The sequence below is a fragment of the Halomicrobium sp. HArcht3-1 genome (genome assembly GCF_058933345.1).
On the sequence record NZ_JBZYDM010000015.1, the window covers coordinates 38065 to 55685 of the forward strand.

A 17621-nucleotide genomic window follows, 5' to 3' on the forward strand; every position below is an offset into this window, starting at 1 on the left:
TCGAGCGGTTCGAATCAGAGAAGGCGAGACAGCGCGAATCACTCGAAAAGCCGGAAGGCGAGGCTGTACATCCGCCCGACCGACTCGGCACCGATGTCGGTCGCGAGCCGGTCCGCACGCCCAGCCAGTGTGTCGCCCACAGCACCGTCGCAATCGGCGGCGAATGCCGCTGCTGCCTCTGCGTGGGCCGAGAGGTGGTTCTCGGTCCAGGGCACCGGATCGAGCAGCGTCCGCTCGCGCTCGACACGCCAGCCGTCACCGGTGAAGAAGCGTCGCAGGACGGGAGCCGGATAAAACGTCAGCGCCGGGCGACCGGTCGCCAGCTGTGCGGCGGCGTTCTCGACGGCGAATAGCTCCCGCACCGCCGCGTCGTCGGGCAGTGGCTCGTAGTCGTCGACGACGAGGTGACAGCCGGGCGCGGCGACCCGACGCAGTTCCTCGGCGACGGTCCCGAGTGCCGCCGGGTCGAGGACGTTACAGAGCGCGTGGGCGGTGATCAGGTCGACCGAGTCGTCGGGCAGTGGGATCGCTCGCAGGTCGGCGTCGAGGACGGCCAGTCGGTCGGCCGCGTCGGGTCGAGAGGTGGCACCAGCGACGCGTTCGCGGGTCGTCCGAGCGTGTTCGAGATCGTTCGTCACCGCGTAGACGCGGCTCGCACCGGCATCGAGCAGGCCGGCGCTCGTGTTGCCGACACCGGCCCCGGCTTCCAGACAGCGCCGCCCCTCGACCGGCCGGTCGGCGAGCGCCGCGGTGACCGTCCGGGGAACGTCCATCGCTCAGTGGTGCAGCTGTTCGGGGACCGGGCTGTCGTCGTGGCGCGAGGCCTCGATCAGCGACCGCTGGGCGGCCTCGTCCATCCCGTCGTAGTCGGCGGCGGCCTCGCAGATCATCGTGACGAGCTTTGGGTCGCCGGCACTGACGACGCTCGTCAGCCCCTGTGAGGCCGCGAAATCGAAGCGCTCGCGGATCTCGTCGGGGGCCGAGACCGGCCGGTACCAGTTACAGAAGGGGCGATCTGCCTCGGGCAGTTCGTCCGTGTCGGGCCACGGGCCGTCGGCGAAGGCCTTGATCCCGAGCGTGCCAATCGACTCCTCCTCGGCGCGCCGAAGAACGGCCTCGTAGTCGTGTTCGCCGTCGTCCTTGCCGACGACGACGGGGTTCAGGGGGAACATCAGCGTCGCCAGATCGTCGATGCGGTCGATAGCGTCGATGATGAGGTCGGGCCGACTGTGGCTCGTCAGCCCGATGTGGTCGATGATGCCCTCCGCTTTGGCCTCGCGGAACGCTTTCAGCGCGCCGTCCGCGCCCGTGATCTCGTCCAGTTCCTCGTCGTATTCCAGCCCGTGGACCTGATAGAGGTCGATCGTATCGACGCCCAGGCGGTCGCGTGATCGTTCGAGCGTTCGCCACGCGCCCTCGTAGTCTCGCTTCTGGGTCTTGCAGCCGAGAAAGATGTCCTCGCGGTGCTGGCGGAGCTTCGGGCCGAGTTTCAGTTCCGCGTCGCCGTAGGTCGGGGCCACGTCGAAGTGATTGACCCCGTAATCGAGGACGTGCTCGACCATCTGGTCCGCGCCCTCCTGTTCGAGCCAGTTGAGCGCGATGGTCCCGAACGTCATGACGGTGCTGTCCTGACCGGTCGTCCCGAGCGGGCGAGTCTCCATAGCCCCGATTCAGGTCGGCGAACGCATAAGCGTTACAACAATTGTCATCACCCGGACGTGTCTATCCGTGGGTCGAGGACGCCATAGGAGAGGTCCTGTGCGACGTTGCCCAGCACGCCCACGGCGATGATCACGAGCGTCCCACCCAGCAAGACCGGGAGGTCGCGCTGGTCGACCGAGCGAAAGAGTAGCGCGCCGAGACCGTCGATGCCGAACAGGACTTCGACGACGAAGACGGCCAGGACGAGCAGGGCGAGCGCTTCGGTGAACACGAGCGAGAAGATGGGGACTGCGGCGTTGCGCAGGACGTGGGTCGCGACACGAAGGCGACTGCCACCGGTGGCCGCCACGAGGCGGACGAAGTCGGCCGCGGCGTACTCGGCGGCGTGGGCGCGGGCGTAGCTGACGACCCCGCCCAGCATCGTCGTCGCGGTCAGGAGGATCGGCAGGAGGTGGTCGAACACGAGCGGCGGGCGGGCGATCACGCCCCCCGCGGCGAGCGAGACGAGCAGGCCACCGAGCCAGAAGTTCGGGAGCGCAAAGCAACAGTAGGCCGTCCCCAGTCCGAGCGTCCCGAGTCGACTCTCGGGGTTGAGTGCGACGTACAGACCGAAGGCGACGCCGACGCCGACGGCGAGGGCGAGTGCGGGGAGGACGTACATCGCCGTCCGGCCGGTCGCAGCGATGACGGCCGGGAACACTGGCTCACCGCTGACGAAGGAGGTACCCCAGTCAAGCGTCACCATATCGCCCATCCAGTCGGCGTACTGGACGACCAGCGGGCGATCCAATCCACGCGCCGCGAGGTACTGCTCGCGGACGGCGTCGATGGCGTCTTGCTCTTTTCCCGCCCACTTGAGCGCACCCACCTGTCGCTGGAGGACCCACTCTCGTGTGAGGGTAAACAGGGCGAACACTGCAGTCAGGACGGCCCAGGCAGCCAGCCCACCGAGGGCGAGGCGCCAGGCCACGATACGGAGGAATCGCATCGGCACAGGCTATCGGCGCCGGTCGTGATAAAGACTGTCACCCATCGCTCCGCAGTGTTCAAATAAGCAATCCCGGTCTCCGAGCAGCAGACACCGAAAGCCCTCTCGCAGTTACGGTCCCGGGACCGCCGCTGCGCGCCGTCGGTGCTTGCGGGGTCCGGGTTCCCGTAACTGCGCTCGCCCTTTCATCCACCAGGGTTTAGACAGCTGAATAGCTGAATCCTGGTGGATGGAAGGGCGAGGATCGGTAGCCAGACCTGCGGCGGCACTATTCGACCACAGGGAGAATATCCGCCACAGGTCTGGCTAGCGAGTCGAGGGCTTTCGGTGCCTTGGACTGCCCGTACTCAGTCCCTTATCTGAACACCACCCATCGCTCGGTGGGGCAAACGAGCGGGTGGGAGAAGGACCGAGTGCAGTATTGTACAAACCGAGAAATACTTTTGGCTCTGGCAGTCGAACGAATCGGTATGAGTGACACCGCCGTCGACGGTGACGCAGTGAGGACCAGCGGCGCGAGTGCGGTGCGACGGGCAGATCCGTCACTCGACGTGATCCGGTCGGTCTGGGACCCTTCGTGTACGGCCCGGACGGGCCTGCGAGGGGGACTCGAATGACGGTCACGGGCCCGCCGACCGACGTCGAGACCCACCGGTCCGACCTCGTCGACCTCGCACTCGATCTGCTCTCGGTGGACACGTCGAATCCGCCCGGCGACACCACCGCACTCGCCGACCGGATCGAGACGTATCTAGCTCCTCTGGGCGTCGAAGTCGAGCGATACACCGTCGACCCGGCCAAGCCGAACCTCCTCGTGACGGTCCCCGGCGAGACCGACACGACGCTCCTGTACAACGGGCATCTGGACACGGTACCGTTCGACGCCGCGGCGTGGTCGTACGATCCGCTGGGCGAACGCGTCGACGACCGCATCTACGGACGCGGGGCGACCGATATGAAGGGCGCACTCGCGGCGATGCTGTTCACCGTCTCCGCGTTCGCCGAGACCGACACGACGCCGCCAGTCACGCTGCAGTTCGCGTTCGTCAGCGACGAAGAGGTCGGGGGCGACGCCGGCCTCCCTGCGTTGCTCGACGCCGGCCTGCTCGACGCCGACGCCTGCGTCATCGGCGAACCGACCTGTGAGGAAAGCCGCCACTCGGTGACGGTCGCCGACCGGGGCAGCATCTGGCTGACGCTCGACGCCAGCGGCGAGGCGGCACATGGCTCGCGGCCGGTACTGGGCGAGAACGCCATCGATCGGCTCTACGGCGCTATCGAGACGCTGCGCGAGCGGTTCGGCAACCGACAGTTCGACCTCGACCCCGACGTGGCGTCGGTCGTCGCGGAGTCGGTCGAATACTACGCGCCGACGATGGGCGAGGCGACCGCTCGTGATCTCTTTGCGACCCCGTCGATCAATCTGGGGACCATCGAAGGCGGAGCGGCGATCAACAGCGTCCCCCAGTCGGCCCGTGCCGAGATCGACATTCGGCTAACAGCAGGGGTCGAGACACCGGCGATGCTCTCGGAGATCAGAGACTGTGTTGCAGACTGTCCGGGCATCACCATCACCGACGTGTCGTGGAGTGTCGGCACTGTCGAACCGGTCGACAGTCCGCTCGTCGAAGCCGTCACTGCGACAGCGTCAACGGTGACCGGTGATCGTATCTTCCGCCGGAGCGCGACCGGTGGCGGCGACGCGAAAAAGCTCCGCAACGCCGGGGTGGCGACCGTCGAGTTCGCGTTCGGCACCGACACCGTCCACGCGGTCGACGAGTACACGACCGTCAGAGCGCTGGTCGACAACGCCGCAGTGTACGCGTCACTCCCACAGGCGTTCGCCGATGCCGTCGCGGAAGTGTGACTGGCCCAGCGCTGGAAATACTTATTACGCAGTCGTTCGTAGTTGTGGGTATGGAGACCAATATCGGTCCAACGGATCGAAACGTCAGACTGGCAATCGGCAGTGTCCTCGCCATCCTCGGCATCGCCGTCCTCGCCGGCGTGTCGAGTCTGGGACCGCTCGTCGGCGCAGTGGCGCTGCTCGTCGGCACGGTACTTGTCAGTACGGCGCTGCTCAACGTCTGTCCACTGTACATGCTCGTCGGGGCCGACACCTCGCGGTAGCCTCGGACCGCTCGCTGTGACACTCACCAGTCTTTTTCATAATATTGGAATTAGCATACAATACTAATAGTGTTCGGCACGGAGGTTCACCCGTAACGATGACCGAAACCGATATCGAGCCCGCTGTGACCGTCGACGCGCGCGGTGCAGCGTGCCCCGGACCGCTGATGGACCTGATCGGTGCGATACGGAGCGCCGACGCCGGCGCGGTCGTTCGACTGTTGAGCGACAACGACCAGTCGTTGACGGACGTGCCCGAATGGACCGACGAGACCGATCACGAACTGCTCGCGACCGAAGAGCACGACGACCACTACGCGTTCTTCGTGGAGAAAGCATGACCGAGCACGTCGTCATCGTCGGCGGTGGGACCGGCGGCGCGGTGCTCGCGAACGATCTCGCCGACCGACTCGGGACGGAGATCGACGCCGGTGACGTCGACGTGACGCTGGTCAACGACGGCCCGGACCACGTCTACAAGCCCGTCTGGCTGTACGTCCCCTTCGGCCAGCGCGAACCCGAAGACGGACGGCGGCCACTGGCCGAACTCGTCGACGACCGCGTCGCGATCCGAATCGATCGCGTGACCGACATCGACACCGACGAGAAGCGACTGCACTACCGCGACGCCACCACCCCCGTCGACTACGACCATCTGGTGCTCGCGACCGGGTCGACGCTCGCGCCCGACGTGATCCCCGGGCTGGCGGAAGGGGGTCACGACTACTACAGCGAGTCGGGCAGCGAGGCGCTCCGCGATGAGTTGCTCTCGTTCACCGAGGGCCATCTGGTGCTGAGCGTGATCGGAACGCCACACATGTGCCCGGCGGCACCGCTTGAGTTCGTGTTCATGGCCGACGACTGGTTCCGCGAGCGCGGGCTTCGGGACGACGTGGACATCACCTACACGTACCCGATCCAGCGGGTCCACGGCAACCCCCACATCGCCGAGTGGGCGCGACCGCGGATGGACGAGCGAGACATCGCCGTGGAGACGTTCTTCAACGCCGAGTCGGTCGATCCCGACGCCGGGACGATCACCTCGATGGAGGGAACCGATCTCGACTACGACCTGCTCGTCTCGATCCCGCCCCATCGCGGGATCGATCTGATCGAAGAGACCGGCCTCGGCGACGACGGCTGGGTCGACGTCGACAAGCACACGCTCGAAGCGACGGCCGCCGCGGACGTGTACGCGCTCGGTGACACGGCCGCCACCGGCGTCCCGAACGCCGGCAGCGTCGCCCACTATCAGGCCGGCGTCGTCGGCCAGCGCATCGCCAGTGAGATCCGTGGCCGGCCGGCGACGGCGACCTACGACGGGAAGACGCTGTGTTTCATCGAGACGGGCATGGACGCAGCGTCGTTCGTCGGGTTCGACTACGAGACGCCACCGTCGCCAGCACCACCCTCCCAGAAGCTCCACTGGTCGAAACTGGCCTACAACGAGTCGTACTGGCTCACCGCACGGGGGCTACTCTGACCATGTCTGGGGAGACGACCCAGCGCGAAGCCGATCTGGAGACGCTGATCGCAGAGAACCCCGAAGCCGTCGCGGGGTTCGTCGAACGACTCGACGCCGTCAACGAACTGCTCGACGTGCTGGCACTCGGCGAGCACGCACTCACCGACGAGATGGCGCGCGAACTGGCCGGGACGACGGCGACGCTCGCCGAGTCCGCCGACGGCCTAGCCACCGACGAGACGGTCGAACTGGCCGCGACGGTCGGACAGCACGGGACGGAGCTACAGGCCGCACTCGAAACGCTGGTCGAACTCCAGCAGTCCGGCACGCTCGACGAACTCGCCGAAATCGCCGAGGTAGTGTCGCTGGCGACTGCCGCCCTCGACGACGAGATGGTCCGGTCGTTGGCTGGAACCGGCTCGTCGCTGGGCGAACTCGCCGACACGGCGGCCGAGGAGGAGACCCGCGACGCGCTCGGGACCGTGCTCGAAAGCGTCGGCGACGCCGACGGTGAGCCGCCCGAGCGCGTCGGTCCGATCGGGCTGGTGAAAGCCTCGCGAGACCCGAATGTCCAGTACGGCATCGGGTACGTGCTGGCGATCGCACGGGCCGTGGGGGCGGCCCAGCGACCCGACGGCGATCGATGACTGACTGTGTCACGACTTCGTGAGACAAGGGGAACGAACGGCGTCGCTACGAAGTCGGCGGCGTCCCGAAACACGGAGAAGTTAGACGAGAAGCTGGATGTCTGCGTCGGCCATGTCCTGCAGGGCCGTCGCGGCACCGACGCCGGTGGTGACATCGTCGTAGAAGTCGTCCTCGTCGTAGTCCATCAGCTCGATGGTCATCTGACACGCCTGGAACTCCACGCCCATGTCGAGGCTCGTCTCGATGAGTTCCTCGATGGTCGCGGTGTCGTTGTCGGCGATCTTCTTCTCCATCATCTTGGTCGTCATACGGTCCATCCCGGGGAGCGCGGCGACGGCGTTGGGCACCGGCATGTTGGGGTTGCCGACCGAACTCAGTTTGAGGTTCTTCGACCGTTCCTCGTGGAGGATGTCCAGCCCCCAGAACGTGTGGAACACCGTCACGTCGTAGCCGAAGGCCGCCGCGGTGCTGGCGAGGATGAGCGGCGGATAGGCCATATCGAGCGTCCCCTTCGTCGCGATGATGGACATCTTCTTCTGGTCGTCGTCTTCGGTCACCGCGGCGAGGGATTCCTCCAGTTCCTCGACGCGCGCGGCCAGTGCCGCGCGAGACGGTGGCTCGCTCTCGGTGGCGTCCCCGGTATCGTCTGCCGTCGCGTCGGGCGTGTCTGTACTCATCGTCACTCGGTCTTGCGGACGTAGTGGGTGTACACGTCCGACCCTTCCTCCTGATCGACGAGTTCGACGCCGCTGGTCCCGTCGGCCCATCCCTCGATGTCGCTCATGCTCCCGGCATCCGTGGCGAGGACTTCGAGGATCTCACCGGCTGCGAGGTCGTCGATGGCGGCCTTCGTCTTGACGACCGGCATCGGGCACGATGCACCTTTCACGTCGAGCGTCTCCGCGATGTCGTATGCTTCACTCATTGAGTATCCGCTCCGTTGGTCTGTATTGGAGCTAACGCACAATACCACATCCGGGGTTAAAAGAATATTGGTTCTTGCACACAGCACGAACAGCTGCACACAGCACACGTAGCCATTCGACCCATCCTATCGCATACTCGGCCGTTTTCGGGAGTTTTCGTGGTTCTCCGGGACCGCTGTATTGTGGGTTGTGTGCACTTCTATGCAAACCCTTTAGTAGATCCACCCGGTAGGTGGGGGTGTACGACATGAACCCCGAAGACTTCCCGACTCCTGACGCGGACGTGGACACGGTCGCGCCGGAGACGTTGAAGGACCGTATCGACGCTGGCGACGATCTGACGCTGCTCGATGCGCGCATGCAATCGGAGTACGACGAGTGGCACGTCGACGGCGAGACCGTCGAGTCGATCAACGTCCCGTACTTCAATTTCCTCGACGAGGACATCGACGACGACGTGCTCGCATCGATCCCCGACGACCGCGAGGTGACCGTCCTGTGTGCCAAAGGCGGGGCCAGCGAGTACGTCGCGGGGACGCTCGCCGAACGCGGCTACGACGTGAACCACCTCGACGAGGGCATGAACGGCTGGGCCAGCATCTACGAGGCCGTCGAAGTCAGCGACTACGACGGCGCTGGGACGCTGTATCAGTACCAGCGTCCCTCCTCTGGCTGTCTGGGCTACTTCCTCGTCGCCGACGGCGAGGCGGCCATCATCGACCCGCTCCGGGCGTTTACCGACCGCTATCTGGCGGACGCCGAGGAACACGGCGTCGACCTGAAATACGCGATCGACACGCACGTCCACGCCGACCACATCTCCGGCGTGCGCGCTCTCGGCGACGAGGGCGTCGAGGGCGTCGTTCCCGAGGCCGCCGTCGACCGCGGCGTCACCTACGCGGACGACGTGACGACCGCCGCCGACGGCGACGAGTTCGCGGTCGGCGACGCCGTGATCGAGACGGTGTTCACGCCCGGCCACACGACCGGGATGACCTCCTATCTCGTCGACGACAGCCTGCTCGCGACCGGTGACGGCCTGTTCATCGAGAGCGTCGCCCGCCCCGACCTCGAAGAGGGCGACGACGGCGCGCCCGATGCCGCGCGCATGCTCTACGAGTCGCTGCAAGAGCGCGTCCTGCCCCTGCCCAACGAGACCTTGATCGGGGGCGCGCACTTCAGCGACGCCGCGGTGCCAGCGGACGACGGCACCTACACCGCACCGATCGGCGACCTCGTCGAGCGCATGGACGCGCTCACGATGGACGAGGACGACTTCGTCGACCTGCTCCTCTCGGACATGCCGCCACGGCCGGCCAACTACGAGCAGATCATCGCGACGAACCTCGGCCAGAACGCCGTCGACGACGACGAAGCCTTCACACTGGAACTGGGGCCGAACAACTGCGCAGCGAGCCAAGAGTCGCTCGCGGGTGACTGAGATCACCGATGGTGACTGATCCAGTCGCGCTACAGGTGGCCGCCGATCTCTTCCCCAACGGGATCAGTCGCTACGCCGTCGGCGGCCTACTCGTCGGACTCGGTGCCGTCGTGATCTACCTCGGGACCGGCATCCCCGCGGGCGCGAGTACGTTTCTCGAATCGACGCTGTCGTACGTCTCGGGGCAATCGCGCTTCCAGCGCTACGTCGCGTCCCGAGACTGGCGCGTCGTCTTCACGCTGGGCATCGTCCTCGGCGGATTCCTGTTCGCGCTCACGGTCCAGTCCGGTCTCGTGTCGAGTTCGCTGTACCAGCCGGGGACGACCGGCCAGCTCCACCAGCTGGGCGGGTTCACGTTCTGGACGACGAACGTCCAGCCGTGGCGGCTGTTCCTCGGCGGGACGCTGGTAGGTATCGGCACCCGGATCGGGAAGGGCTGTACCTCGGGCCACGGTGTCTGTGGCGTCGGCTCGGCCTCGAAGACCTCGATCATCGGCGTGATCACGTTCCTCGCGGTCGCGATCGGGACCGCACAGATCGTGGCCGCACTGGGGGTGACGCCGTAGATGAGCGACGATCGGCATCCGCTGTTCAAGCCGCTGATCTTCGTCGGCGGCCTGATCTTCGGCTTCGGGCTGGGTTTTTCCCACATGGCCCGCCCCGAGGTCGTCCTGCAGTTCCTCACGTTCGACGATCTGGGGCTACTGTTCGTCATGTTCGGGGCGGCGATCGTCTCGGGCATCGCCTTCGCGGTGCTGCCCCGGATTCGCGACCGTGCGCCGCTGACTGGCGACGCCTACGAGCGACGCCTGAAGCCGTTCGACCGGAACGTCCTGATCGGGGGCGGGATCTTCGGCGTCGGCTGGGGGCTGTCGGGAATCTGTCCCGGTGCCGCCTACGCCAGCCTCGGGGTCGGTAACGTTACCATTCTCTGGGCGCTCGCCGGAATGTTCCTCGGCGCGTACGTGCAAGGGTACTGGCGGAGCCAGCACACAGACGCCCGCACAGCGGCATCGACCGGGGACTGACACCGTTTTCACACTTCGTACATGGAACTCTCAGCTATCGGCCTGTTCCTGATCGCTGGACTGGCGAGCCTGTTCATGGCGTGGGTCATCGGTGCCGGGTCCAGCGGTGCAACGCCCTTTGCCCCCGCGGTTGGGGCCAACGCGATTCCGACGATGCGAGCGGCCTTCGTCGTCGGTCTGTTCGGCTTCGCCGGTGCCGTCGTGCAGGGCGCGAACGTCTCGGAGGCCGTCGGCCGCGGTCTCGTCGGCGGCATCAGCCTCCCGGTGACGGGCGTCATCGTCGTCCTGCTGATCGGGGCGGGACTCATGGCGCTTGGCATCAAGACCGGCTATCCGATCGCGACGGCCTTCACCGTCACCGGGTCGGTCGTCGGCGTCGGGCTGGCACTCGGCGGGACGCCCGTCTGGTCGAAGTACCTCCAGATCGGGTCGGTCTGGGTGCTGACGCCCGTCGTCGGCGGCGGTCTCGCGTACGCCATCGCGAGCGTCCTCCCTCGCCCGGACGTACCGGAACGTTTCAGCGTCCCGACGCTGGCCGGACTGGTGGGTGCCGTCCTCGCGAACGTCCGGTTCGCCTACCTCGGTCCCGAGAGCAGTGCGGGGTCGCTCGTCGCGGCCGTCGGACGTGCGACCGGCGTCGACCCCATTCTCGCCCTGCTGGGCGTCTCCGGGCTGGTCGCACTCTCGGTCGGCGGTCTCGTCTGGTGGGATATCCGCCGGGATACGACCGGCGGCCTGCGGCGGGTGTTGCTCGCGCTCGGGTCGCTGGTGGCCTTCTCGGCGGGCGGGAGTCAAGTCGGACTGGCCGTGGGACCGCTCTTGCCGCTGCTCGACGGGTTCTCTCTCGTCCCGGTGATGGCGGTCCTCGTCGGCGGCGGGTTCGGCATGCTCGTCGGCTCGTGGACCGGCGCACCGCGGATGATCAAGTCGCTGGCACAGGATTACTCCTCGCTTGGACCCCGGCGCTCGATCGCCGCGCTCGTCCCATCCTTCCTGATCGCGCAGGTCGCGGTCCTGCTGGGCGTGCCGGTGTCGTTCAACGAGATCGTCGTGAGCGCGATCATCGGCAGCGGGGCCGCCGTCGGCGGCGGGAGCGCGGTGAGCGCGCGCAAGATCGGCGTCACTGTCGGCGCGTGGGCCGGGTCGTTCGCGCTGGCCTTTGTCGCCGGCTACGCCGTGATCGCGCTAACGAACCTGTGATCGCGACCGTCGACACTGCAGTCAACGGTGTGGGTCGGTGACCCTCAGAATAGGGCAGCGACCACCGGGAAGCGGCGACAGCAGCCCGTATCACTCCTGTGTATACTGTGTGAGAAACGAGGGGAATCGTCCCTCGGCAACGATGTACAGTCCAAGCCCGATCACAGCGATGGCCGTCACCGAGCCAGCGAGCACGAGGACGCCGGAGACGGGACTGTCGACGAATGCCGAAACGGTCGCCGCGCCGAGAAAGCCACCGAGGGGGAGGGCAACGAGGAGGACTGCGACGACGACCACAGCACGGGTGAACTGCCGTCCATCAGGGAGAGCCATGTGGGCGAATGAGTCGATCGGACGATAATTCTTGTGACAGTAGTGGAGTGTCGACGGCCGGTACACCGGCGACCACACTGACGGCGCTGGCAGCGATCAGGCCGTCCGCGGCGGTGGCACCAGATAGACGTTCCCGTCGGCCCGGCTGACGATCGTCTCCGAGACGCTTCCGAGCAGCAGGCGGCGCATACGACTCTGGCCGCGCGAGCCAAGCAGCGTGGTCGTCGGCGTCACGTCGTCCTCGGCGGCGAGGATCTCTTTTGCAGGGTCGCCCGACCGCACCTGTATTTCCGTGTCGATATCCCAGCGGTTGAGCGTGTCGGCGAGCGCCGCGAGTTGGTCCTCGGTGTCGTCGTGCGCAGGCTCTTTGGGCGATTCGACGTGGACCAGCGTCGCCTCCTGCGTGGCGTGTCTGAGGTACGAGAAGGCGTCGAAGGCGCGCTCGGCGTTCTCCGAGAAGTCCGTCGCGTAGAGAACCCGCTGGAACAGGTGTGCCCGGCGCACTTTCGGCGTCTCGGTGGCGCGTTCGATCCGATTGACGAGCAGCGGGACGACAGTCGTCCGGGAGAGATTGCGGGCCGTCGAGCCGATGACGCGGTTCTCCAGTGGACTCTGGCCGCGCGAGCCGATGATCGTCAGGTCGGCCCGGACGGTCTCGGCGATCCCGTTGATGCGCCGGTGTGGCGTCCCGCGGACGACGTGTTTCTCGACCGCGAAGCCGGCGTCTTCCATCACCGACTGATACTGTGCGAGGGCGCGGTTGCGCCGACCTTCGAGGTCCATACCGGGCATCCCCGCATGGACGTTCGAGGGGATGACGGTGACGAGATGGATCGTGTCCACGCCGATCCGGTCGAGACACTCCAGACAGGTCTCGTTCTCGATCGCGGCTTCACTGGCTGCCGAGAGGTCCGTCGCGTAGATCGCTCTCATACATGTTGCTTCGGGCCGACGGTACAATATTGTTTCTATTGTACAATATACATCGGTGGGCGTCACGGCGGTCGACGGTCGTCGGCGGCGTCAGAAGTCTCGTTCATCGCTCACCGGGAACGACCGACCGTCTTGCGCGCGCCAGCATCCATCACCGCGATATTCATGTGCTCGACGCCCCCGGTCACACCCCGAATATCCCTATAACGTATGGAGATATTCCGGTGGGTTAGCCGTGTGATCCGTTGCAGTAATATTGTATAGCAAGTCCAAAACCGTTATTAGCTCCACTCTGTTAGGAGTGGATGAGTAGAAAAGGATGATACTTACACAACCGCACAATTCAAGTGGTGACAGCCGATGATCGACGTGGCGACGCTCCCGCCGGCCGCACAGGCGGGCGCGCTCATCGGTGCCGTGTTGCTGGAGGCAATGGTGCTGTACGTCGGCTACGGCGCGGCAGAACAGGCGATCGGACAGACGCTGATCGAACGAATCAAGAACACCTGATATGGAGCTATTCGGAATGAGTCTGGCGCTGCTCGCCCTGTTCGTCGGCTTCGGCCTGCTCATCGGGGTCCTCTTTGGATTCTTCGGGATGGGTGGGTCGTTCCTGGTGACCCCGGCGCTGCTCGTGATGGGCTATCCCTCGCGCGTGGCCGTCGGGAGCGGGCTGGCGTTCGTGTTCGGTACCTCAGTGATCGCGACGTTGAAACACCGTGACCTCGGGCAAGTCGACTACAAACTCGGCGTGTTGATGATCGCCGGGACCACGGCCGGGATCGAGGTGGGCAAAGAGATCGTGCTCCACCTCGAAGAACTCGGGATGGCTGGCTCGATCATCAGCGTCACCTACGTCGTCTTGCTGGGCGGTATCGGCGTGTTCGTCACCTACGAAGCGCTGAAGGGCGGCGACGACAGCGGTGGCGTCGATCACGACGCTGCAGACGCGGAGATCGACGCCGACGACATCCCCGACATCGCAAAGACAATCCAGTCGTACCGGGTCCCCCCGATGATGACCCTGCGCGGCGGTGTCTCGGTGTCGCTGTGGATGATCCTCGGCGTCGCCTTCGTGACTGGCCTGCTCTCCGGGTTCCTCGGTGTCGGCGGCGGCTTCATCCGCATGCCGGCGCTGTTCTACCTGATCGGGGTGCCGGTCCCCATCGCTGTCGGGACGGACCTGTTCGAGATCGTCTTCTCGGGCGGGATCGGGAGTTTCCTCTACGCGATGGACGGCGGCGTCGACCTCTCCATTGTGCTCCCCCTGCTTGCAGGGAGTGCGCTGGGCGCACGCGTCGGCTCTGCGGCGACCAGCATCGTCGACGAGGGCGAGATCAAGATCTACTTCGGGCTGATGTTGCTGGGTGGAGCGATCGCCGTCGCCGTCCGCGAGGTCGGCAACGTCTACGGCATCCCGGTGTTCGACACCGTCAGTCTGGTGTTGATCCTCGGCTCCGCGCTGCTGGTCAGTGGCGCGGTCGTCTACAGCAGCGTCACGGCACTCCGCGCGGAATCAGCGACTGGCCCGGCGACGCTCGACTGAATCCGCTGCAGGATTGTGCGAACCATACACAAGTCTTTTAACACGGGATCGCGTAGGTAAAATCGATACGAATGCCCGATTCAATGTCTGAACAACTCCAGCAGGACATGGAGTGTGAGGGACTGTTGGAGTGTTTCCACGGTCTCAAACAGCTCGACCGAGACGTCTTCCAGGCGCTGGTCACCGCCGAGGAGGCACTGACCGTCGACGAGATCGCGGAAGCCGTCGACCGCGAGCGCTCGACCGCGTACCGCGCGGTTCAGCGCCTGCTCCAGACCGGCTTCATCCAGAAAGAGCAGATCAACTACGACCAGGGCGGGTACTACCACGTGTATCGTCCGACCGACCCGTCGAGTATCGCCAACGACATGCAGCGGATGCTCAACGACTGGTACGCCAAGATGGGGCAGTTGATCCAGGAGTTCGAGACGAAATACGAGCAAGAGGAGTCGGCCGTCTCCTCGGCCGAAAGCTGACCGGACGGCCTCCCGACCGGTTTCTTCCCTTTCTTCTCTCGACGATGGCACTCCCAGCCACCAGTCTGTCGACCCCCAGCCACCAGAGTATTGTACAATACGCCCAAAACTCTTAATTGCCACCGGCGTCTACGTACTGATGATGACAACCGAGACAGCAGCAACCGAGAGCGAAACACCGACCGATCCCGTACAGATCGACGGGACAGAGGCACTCGAAGCGGTCGTCACCAAGTACGACGTGGTCCTCGCGGACTTCTATGCCGACTGGTGTGGCCCCTGCAAGATGCTCGAACCGATCGTCGAGACGCTGGCTGCCGAGACCGACGCCGCCGTCGCGAAGGTCGACGTCGACGCGAATCAGCGCCTCGCCTCTGCGTACGGCGTTCGCGGCGTGCCGACGCTCGTCCTCTTTGCCGACGGCGAGCAAGTCGAGGAGGTCGTCGGTGTCCAGCCAGCCGAACAGCTTCGATCGCTGATCGAGAGGTACACCGAATAGATGAGCGAGGGGATTCGAGACGTGGTCGTCGCCGGCTCCGGCGTCGCCGGCCTTTCGGCGGCCGTCTACGCCGCCCGTGCCGACCTCGACCCGCTCGTACTCGAAGGCGACGAGCCGGGCGGACAGCTGACGCTCACGACGGACGTGGAGAACTTTCTGGGCTTTCCCGACGGCGTCGGCGGGATGGAACTGATCCAGCGGGGCAAAGAGCAGGCCACGCAGTTCGGCGCGCAGTTCCAGCACGGCACCATCGAGTCGGCGACGCTGGACGGCCAGCCCAAGGAACTGACCCTGTCGACGGGCGAGACGGTCAGAACGCGCGCACTCGTGGTCGCGACCGGCGCGAGCGCCCGCTGGGTCGGCGCGGACAATGAGTCGGAACTGATGGGCCACGGACTCTCGACGTGTGCGACCTGTGACGGCGCGTTCCACCGCGGCGACGACGTGCTGATCGTCGGGGGCGGCGACAGTGCCATGGAAGAGGCGCTGTTCCTCGCCCGATTCGCCGACTCGGTGACGGTGGTCCATCGCCGCGAGACGCTCCGAGCCTCGGAGATCATGGCCGACCGCGCCCGCGAGCACGACGACATCGCGTTCGCGTGGAACACGGAACTGGCGGCGATCCACGGCTCACAGGCCGACGGTGTGACCGGTGCGACGCTCGTATCCCATCCCGAGGGCTATCCACGCGAGAAGGCCGAGGCGGGCGTCGAGGTCGAATCGGAACAGGTCGATATCGGTGGCGTGTTCTACGCGGTCGGTCACACGCCAAACACCGAGTTCCTGCAGGAGACCGGTGTCGAACTGGACGACCGCGGGCACGTGGTGACCCAGTCGGACACCGACGGCCGCCCCACCGCTCGCACGGCCGTCGACGGTGTCTTCGCCGCTGGCGACGTTGCAGACCCGCGCTATCGACAGGCGATCACCTCCGCCGGCACCGGAAGCATGGCCGCACTCGACGCCGAAGAGTTCGTCGAGACGGTCCCAGCGCCGGACCAGGCGCGCGTCGAAGCGTAACGTCGGAGTCCCAGCGAGAGATGGCCGCGAGCTTCCGGACGCTCTGTTCTCGTCGTGTCTGTTCTGTTGAGACGAGACAGAAATACCTTCGAGGGAACGGTTAGTTTTATACGAATAGATGCCACGTGTTGGCATACCCTCCATGGAGTCGTCCGAGCGTCCCCGCTTCGAGCGCGTCGACTGGTCCGAGATCGACACCGAACAGCGACTGGTGACGACACAGCGAGCGCTGTTCGTCGCTGGTCTGCTCGTGCTCGCCGGTCTCTTCGTGTACGACTACTACTATGCGCACGTCTATCTCGTCGCCGAGTGGAACGTGACGCCGATCGACTGGGCAGTGCTGACCGGGCTGGTGGGGCTGGTATCCTACGGCGTCGTCCCGGCGCTACGGAATCGGGCCGCGGTCCGTCGGACCTACGAGTCGATCCGCTCGCGGCCGGTCCTCACCGTCGCGCTGGCCTTCCTCGGCGTCTTCGGCCTGCTGGGGACCCTCCTGCCGACGTTGCTGGGCCGGCCGGAGCTACACTTTGGCTACGCCTATCAGCCGCCGGTGGGGGTGACCGTCGACGCCGGATGGAGTCCGAACTGCTTCGGGACGATCGTACAGGGACAGGGCATCCAGCGCTACTGCGAGGGATCGATCCTCATCCCGCTGGGCACCAACGGTCGGGGACAGTTGATGGAAGCGATGCTCGTCGCTGGCGCTCGCCCTGCCATCTACGTCGTGCTCTTTACCGCGGCCTTCATCGTCCCGCTGGCGACCGCGGTCGGCGTCGCCGCGGGCTTCCGGGGCGGTCGCCTCGACGACCTCCTGATGACCTACGTCGACGTGCAACTGTGTATCCCGGCGATCTTTCTGTACTTCATCGGCTTCATGTACGTCGGCCCGTCGCTGTTGCTCTTGCTCGTGACCTTCGGCCTGCTGAGCTGGGGTCCCGTCGCGAGACTCGTCCGTAGCGAGGTCCTCCAGCGTCGCGAAGACGGCTACGTCGTCGTCGCGCGCAGTCTGGGCGGGTCGGACGCCTACGTCGCCCGCCGGCACGTCCTCCCGAACGTGACGAACACGCTCGTTCCGGCCGTGTTTCACCTCTTTGCCATCCTGATCCTCGCCGAGGCGGGCGTGGCCTTCCTCGGGTTCTCGGACGTGGAACTGTACTCGTGGGGATCAACCATCGCCGAGGGACTCAGTCCCGACCGGATGGCAGCCTATCAGGTGTGGTGGATCTCGACGGTGCCGGCGGTCGCGCTGGCCGCGACCGTCGTCGCGCTGAAACTCGCGGGCGATGGCCTGCGCGACGTGCTCGATCCGCGAGGGGGGCGATGAGG

23 protein-coding genes are annotated in these 17621 nt (G+C 65.8%); 16 read left to right on the top strand and 7 right to left on the bottom strand.

What is annotated here, in order from left to right; all coding sequences use genetic code 11:
* Positions 1–38 precede the first annotated feature (38 nt).
* The 3 genes from AC5FRW_RS18210 to AC5FRW_RS18220 are packed head-to-tail and all read right to left on the bottom strand — an operon-like array spanning position 39 to position 2650.
* A complete protein-coding gene (locus AC5FRW_RS18210) occupies positions 39–773 on the bottom strand; it encodes a class I SAM-dependent methyltransferase (RefSeq protein WP_493569885.1) in 735 nt (244 codons plus the stop codon).
* Between the two features lie 3 nt (positions 774–776).
* Complete coding sequence (locus AC5FRW_RS18215) at positions 777–1661, bottom strand: aldo/keto reductase (RefSeq protein ID WP_493569886.1); 885 nt, start codon at positions 1659–1661, stop codon at positions 777–779.
* A gap of 47 nt (positions 1662–1708) precedes the next feature.
* Positions 1709–2650 carry an ABC transporter permease gene (locus AC5FRW_RS18220; protein WP_493569887.1) on the bottom strand — a complete coding sequence of 314 codons (942 nt, stop codon included), beginning with the start codon at positions 2648–2650 and terminating at the stop codon, positions 1709–1711.
* Positions 2651–3120: 470 nt separating this feature from the next.
* On the opposite strand from AC5FRW_RS18220, the gene AC5FRW_RS18225 reads away from it, so the two are divergent.
* The 6 genes from AC5FRW_RS18225 (at position 3121) to AC5FRW_RS18250 (ending at position 6892) form a co-directional block, all read left to right on the top strand.
* Positions 3121–3267 (top strand): hypothetical protein, encoded by a 147-nt coding sequence (locus AC5FRW_RS18225; RefSeq protein WP_493569888.1) that lies wholly within the window; start codon positions 3121–3123, stop codon positions 3265–3267.
* Positions 3264–4517 carry a M20 family metallopeptidase gene (locus AC5FRW_RS18230; protein ID WP_493569889.1) on the top strand — a complete coding sequence of 418 codons (1254 nt, stop codon included), beginning with the start codon at positions 3264–3266 and terminating at the stop codon, positions 4515–4517. The genes AC5FRW_RS18225 and AC5FRW_RS18230 overlap by 4 nt, the downstream gene beginning before the upstream one ends.
* A 50-nt stretch (positions 4518–4567) precedes the next feature.
* Complete coding sequence (locus AC5FRW_RS18235; RefSeq protein ID WP_493569890.1) at positions 4568–4780, top strand: YgaP family membrane protein; 213 nt, start codon at positions 4568–4570, stop codon at positions 4778–4780.
* Between the two features lie 98 nt (positions 4781–4878).
* Complete coding sequence (locus tag AC5FRW_RS18240; protein WP_493569891.1) at positions 4879–5121, top strand: sulfurtransferase TusA family protein; 243 nt, start codon at positions 4879–4881, stop codon at positions 5119–5121.
* Entirely contained in the window at positions 5118–6263 is a 1146-nt protein-coding gene (locus AC5FRW_RS18245; protein WP_493569892.1) for an NAD(P)/FAD-dependent oxidoreductase, read from the top strand. Before AC5FRW_RS18240 ends, AC5FRW_RS18245 begins: the two co-directional genes overlap by 4 nt.
* Positions 6264–6265: 2 nt before the next feature.
* A complete protein-coding gene (locus AC5FRW_RS18250) occupies positions 6266–6892 on the top strand; it encodes a helical membrane plugin domain-containing protein (protein WP_493569893.1) in 627 nt (208 codons plus the stop codon).
* A gap of 81 nt (positions 6893–6973) precedes the next feature.
* Here the strand turns inward: AC5FRW_RS18250 and AC5FRW_RS18255 are convergent, their stop codons facing one another.
* On the bottom strand, positions 6974–7570 hold the full coding sequence (locus AC5FRW_RS18255; protein ID WP_493569894.1) for a DsrE/DsrF/DrsH-like family protein: 597 nt from the start codon (positions 7568–7570) through the stop codon (positions 6974–6976).
* Between the two features lie 2 nt (positions 7571–7572).
* The gene (locus tag AC5FRW_RS18260) at positions 7573–7818 is read right to left on the bottom strand and encodes a sulfurtransferase TusA family protein (protein WP_493569895.1); all 246 of its coding nucleotides are present in this window, start codon (positions 7816–7818) and stop codon (positions 7573–7575) included.
* 248 nt (positions 7819–8066) lie between these two features.
* Between AC5FRW_RS18260 and AC5FRW_RS18265 the strand changes: the two genes are divergently transcribed.
* The 4 genes from AC5FRW_RS18265 to AC5FRW_RS18280 are packed head-to-tail and all read left to right on the top strand — an operon-like array spanning position 8067 to position 11488.
* On the top strand, positions 8067–9260 hold the full coding sequence (locus tag AC5FRW_RS18265; RefSeq protein ID WP_493569916.1) for an MBL fold metallo-hydrolase: 1194 nt from the start codon (positions 8067–8069) through the stop codon (positions 9258–9260).
* Between the two features lie 8 nt (positions 9261–9268).
* Positions 9269–9826, top strand: a complete 558-nt coding sequence (locus AC5FRW_RS18270; protein WP_493569896.1) for a YeeE/YedE family protein — start codon at positions 9269–9271, stop codon at positions 9824–9826.
* Positions 9827–10288 carry a DUF6691 family protein gene (locus AC5FRW_RS18275; RefSeq protein WP_493569897.1) on the top strand — a complete coding sequence of 154 codons (462 nt, stop codon included), beginning with the start codon at positions 9827–9829 and terminating at the stop codon, positions 10286–10288.
* A 21-nt stretch (positions 10289–10309) separates the two neighbouring features.
* The gene (locus tag AC5FRW_RS18280) at positions 10310–11488 is read left to right on the top strand and encodes an inorganic phosphate transporter (protein WP_493569898.1); all 1179 of its coding nucleotides are present in this window, start codon (positions 10310–10312) and stop codon (positions 11486–11488) included.
* A 90-nt stretch (positions 11489–11578) separates the two neighbouring features.
* Here the strand turns inward: AC5FRW_RS18280 and AC5FRW_RS18285 are convergent, their stop codons facing one another.
* Both AC5FRW_RS18285 and AC5FRW_RS18290 read right to left on the bottom strand, forming a co-directional pair.
* Entirely contained in the window at positions 11579–11821 is a 243-nt protein-coding gene (locus AC5FRW_RS18285) for a hypothetical protein (protein ID WP_493569899.1), read from the bottom strand.
* 96 nt (positions 11822–11917) lie between these two features.
* The gene (locus tag AC5FRW_RS18290) at positions 11918–12754 is read right to left on the bottom strand and encodes a universal stress protein (RefSeq protein WP_493569900.1); all 837 of its coding nucleotides are present in this window, start codon (positions 12752–12754) and stop codon (positions 11918–11920) included.
* Between the two features lie 360 nt (positions 12755–13114).
* Between AC5FRW_RS18290 and AC5FRW_RS18295 the strand changes: the two genes are divergently transcribed.
* The 6 genes from AC5FRW_RS18295 (at position 13115) to AC5FRW_RS18320 (ending at position 17619) form a co-directional block, all read left to right on the top strand.
* Entirely contained in the window at positions 13115–13264 is a 150-nt protein-coding gene (locus AC5FRW_RS18295; RefSeq protein WP_493569901.1) for a DUF7512 family protein, read from the top strand.
* 1 nt (position 13265) lies between these two features.
* Complete coding sequence (locus AC5FRW_RS18300) at positions 13266–14300, top strand: sulfite exporter TauE/SafE family protein (RefSeq protein WP_493569902.1); 1035 nt, start codon at positions 13266–13268, stop codon at positions 14298–14300.
* 71 nt (positions 14301–14371) lie between these two features.
* Positions 14372–14776: a helix-turn-helix domain-containing protein gene (locus AC5FRW_RS18305; RefSeq protein WP_493569903.1), complete on the top strand. Its 405-nt coding sequence runs from the start codon at positions 14372–14374 to the stop codon at positions 14774–14776.
* Positions 14777–14918: 142 nt separating this feature from the next.
* Positions 14919–15275 carry a thioredoxin gene (gene trxA, locus AC5FRW_RS18310; RefSeq protein ID WP_493569904.1) on the top strand — a complete coding sequence of 119 codons (357 nt, stop codon included), beginning with the start codon at positions 14919–14921 and terminating at the stop codon, positions 15273–15275.
* On the top strand, positions 15276–16295 hold the full coding sequence (locus AC5FRW_RS18315) for an NAD(P)/FAD-dependent oxidoreductase (protein WP_493569905.1): 1020 nt from the start codon (positions 15276–15278) through the stop codon (positions 16293–16295).
* A 142-nt stretch (positions 16296–16437) separates the two neighbouring features.
* On the top strand, positions 16438–17619 hold the full coding sequence (locus AC5FRW_RS18320) for an ABC transporter permease (RefSeq protein ID WP_493569906.1): 1182 nt from the start codon (positions 16438–16440) through the stop codon (positions 17617–17619).
* The last annotated feature ends 2 nt before the right edge of the window (positions 17620–17621 follow it).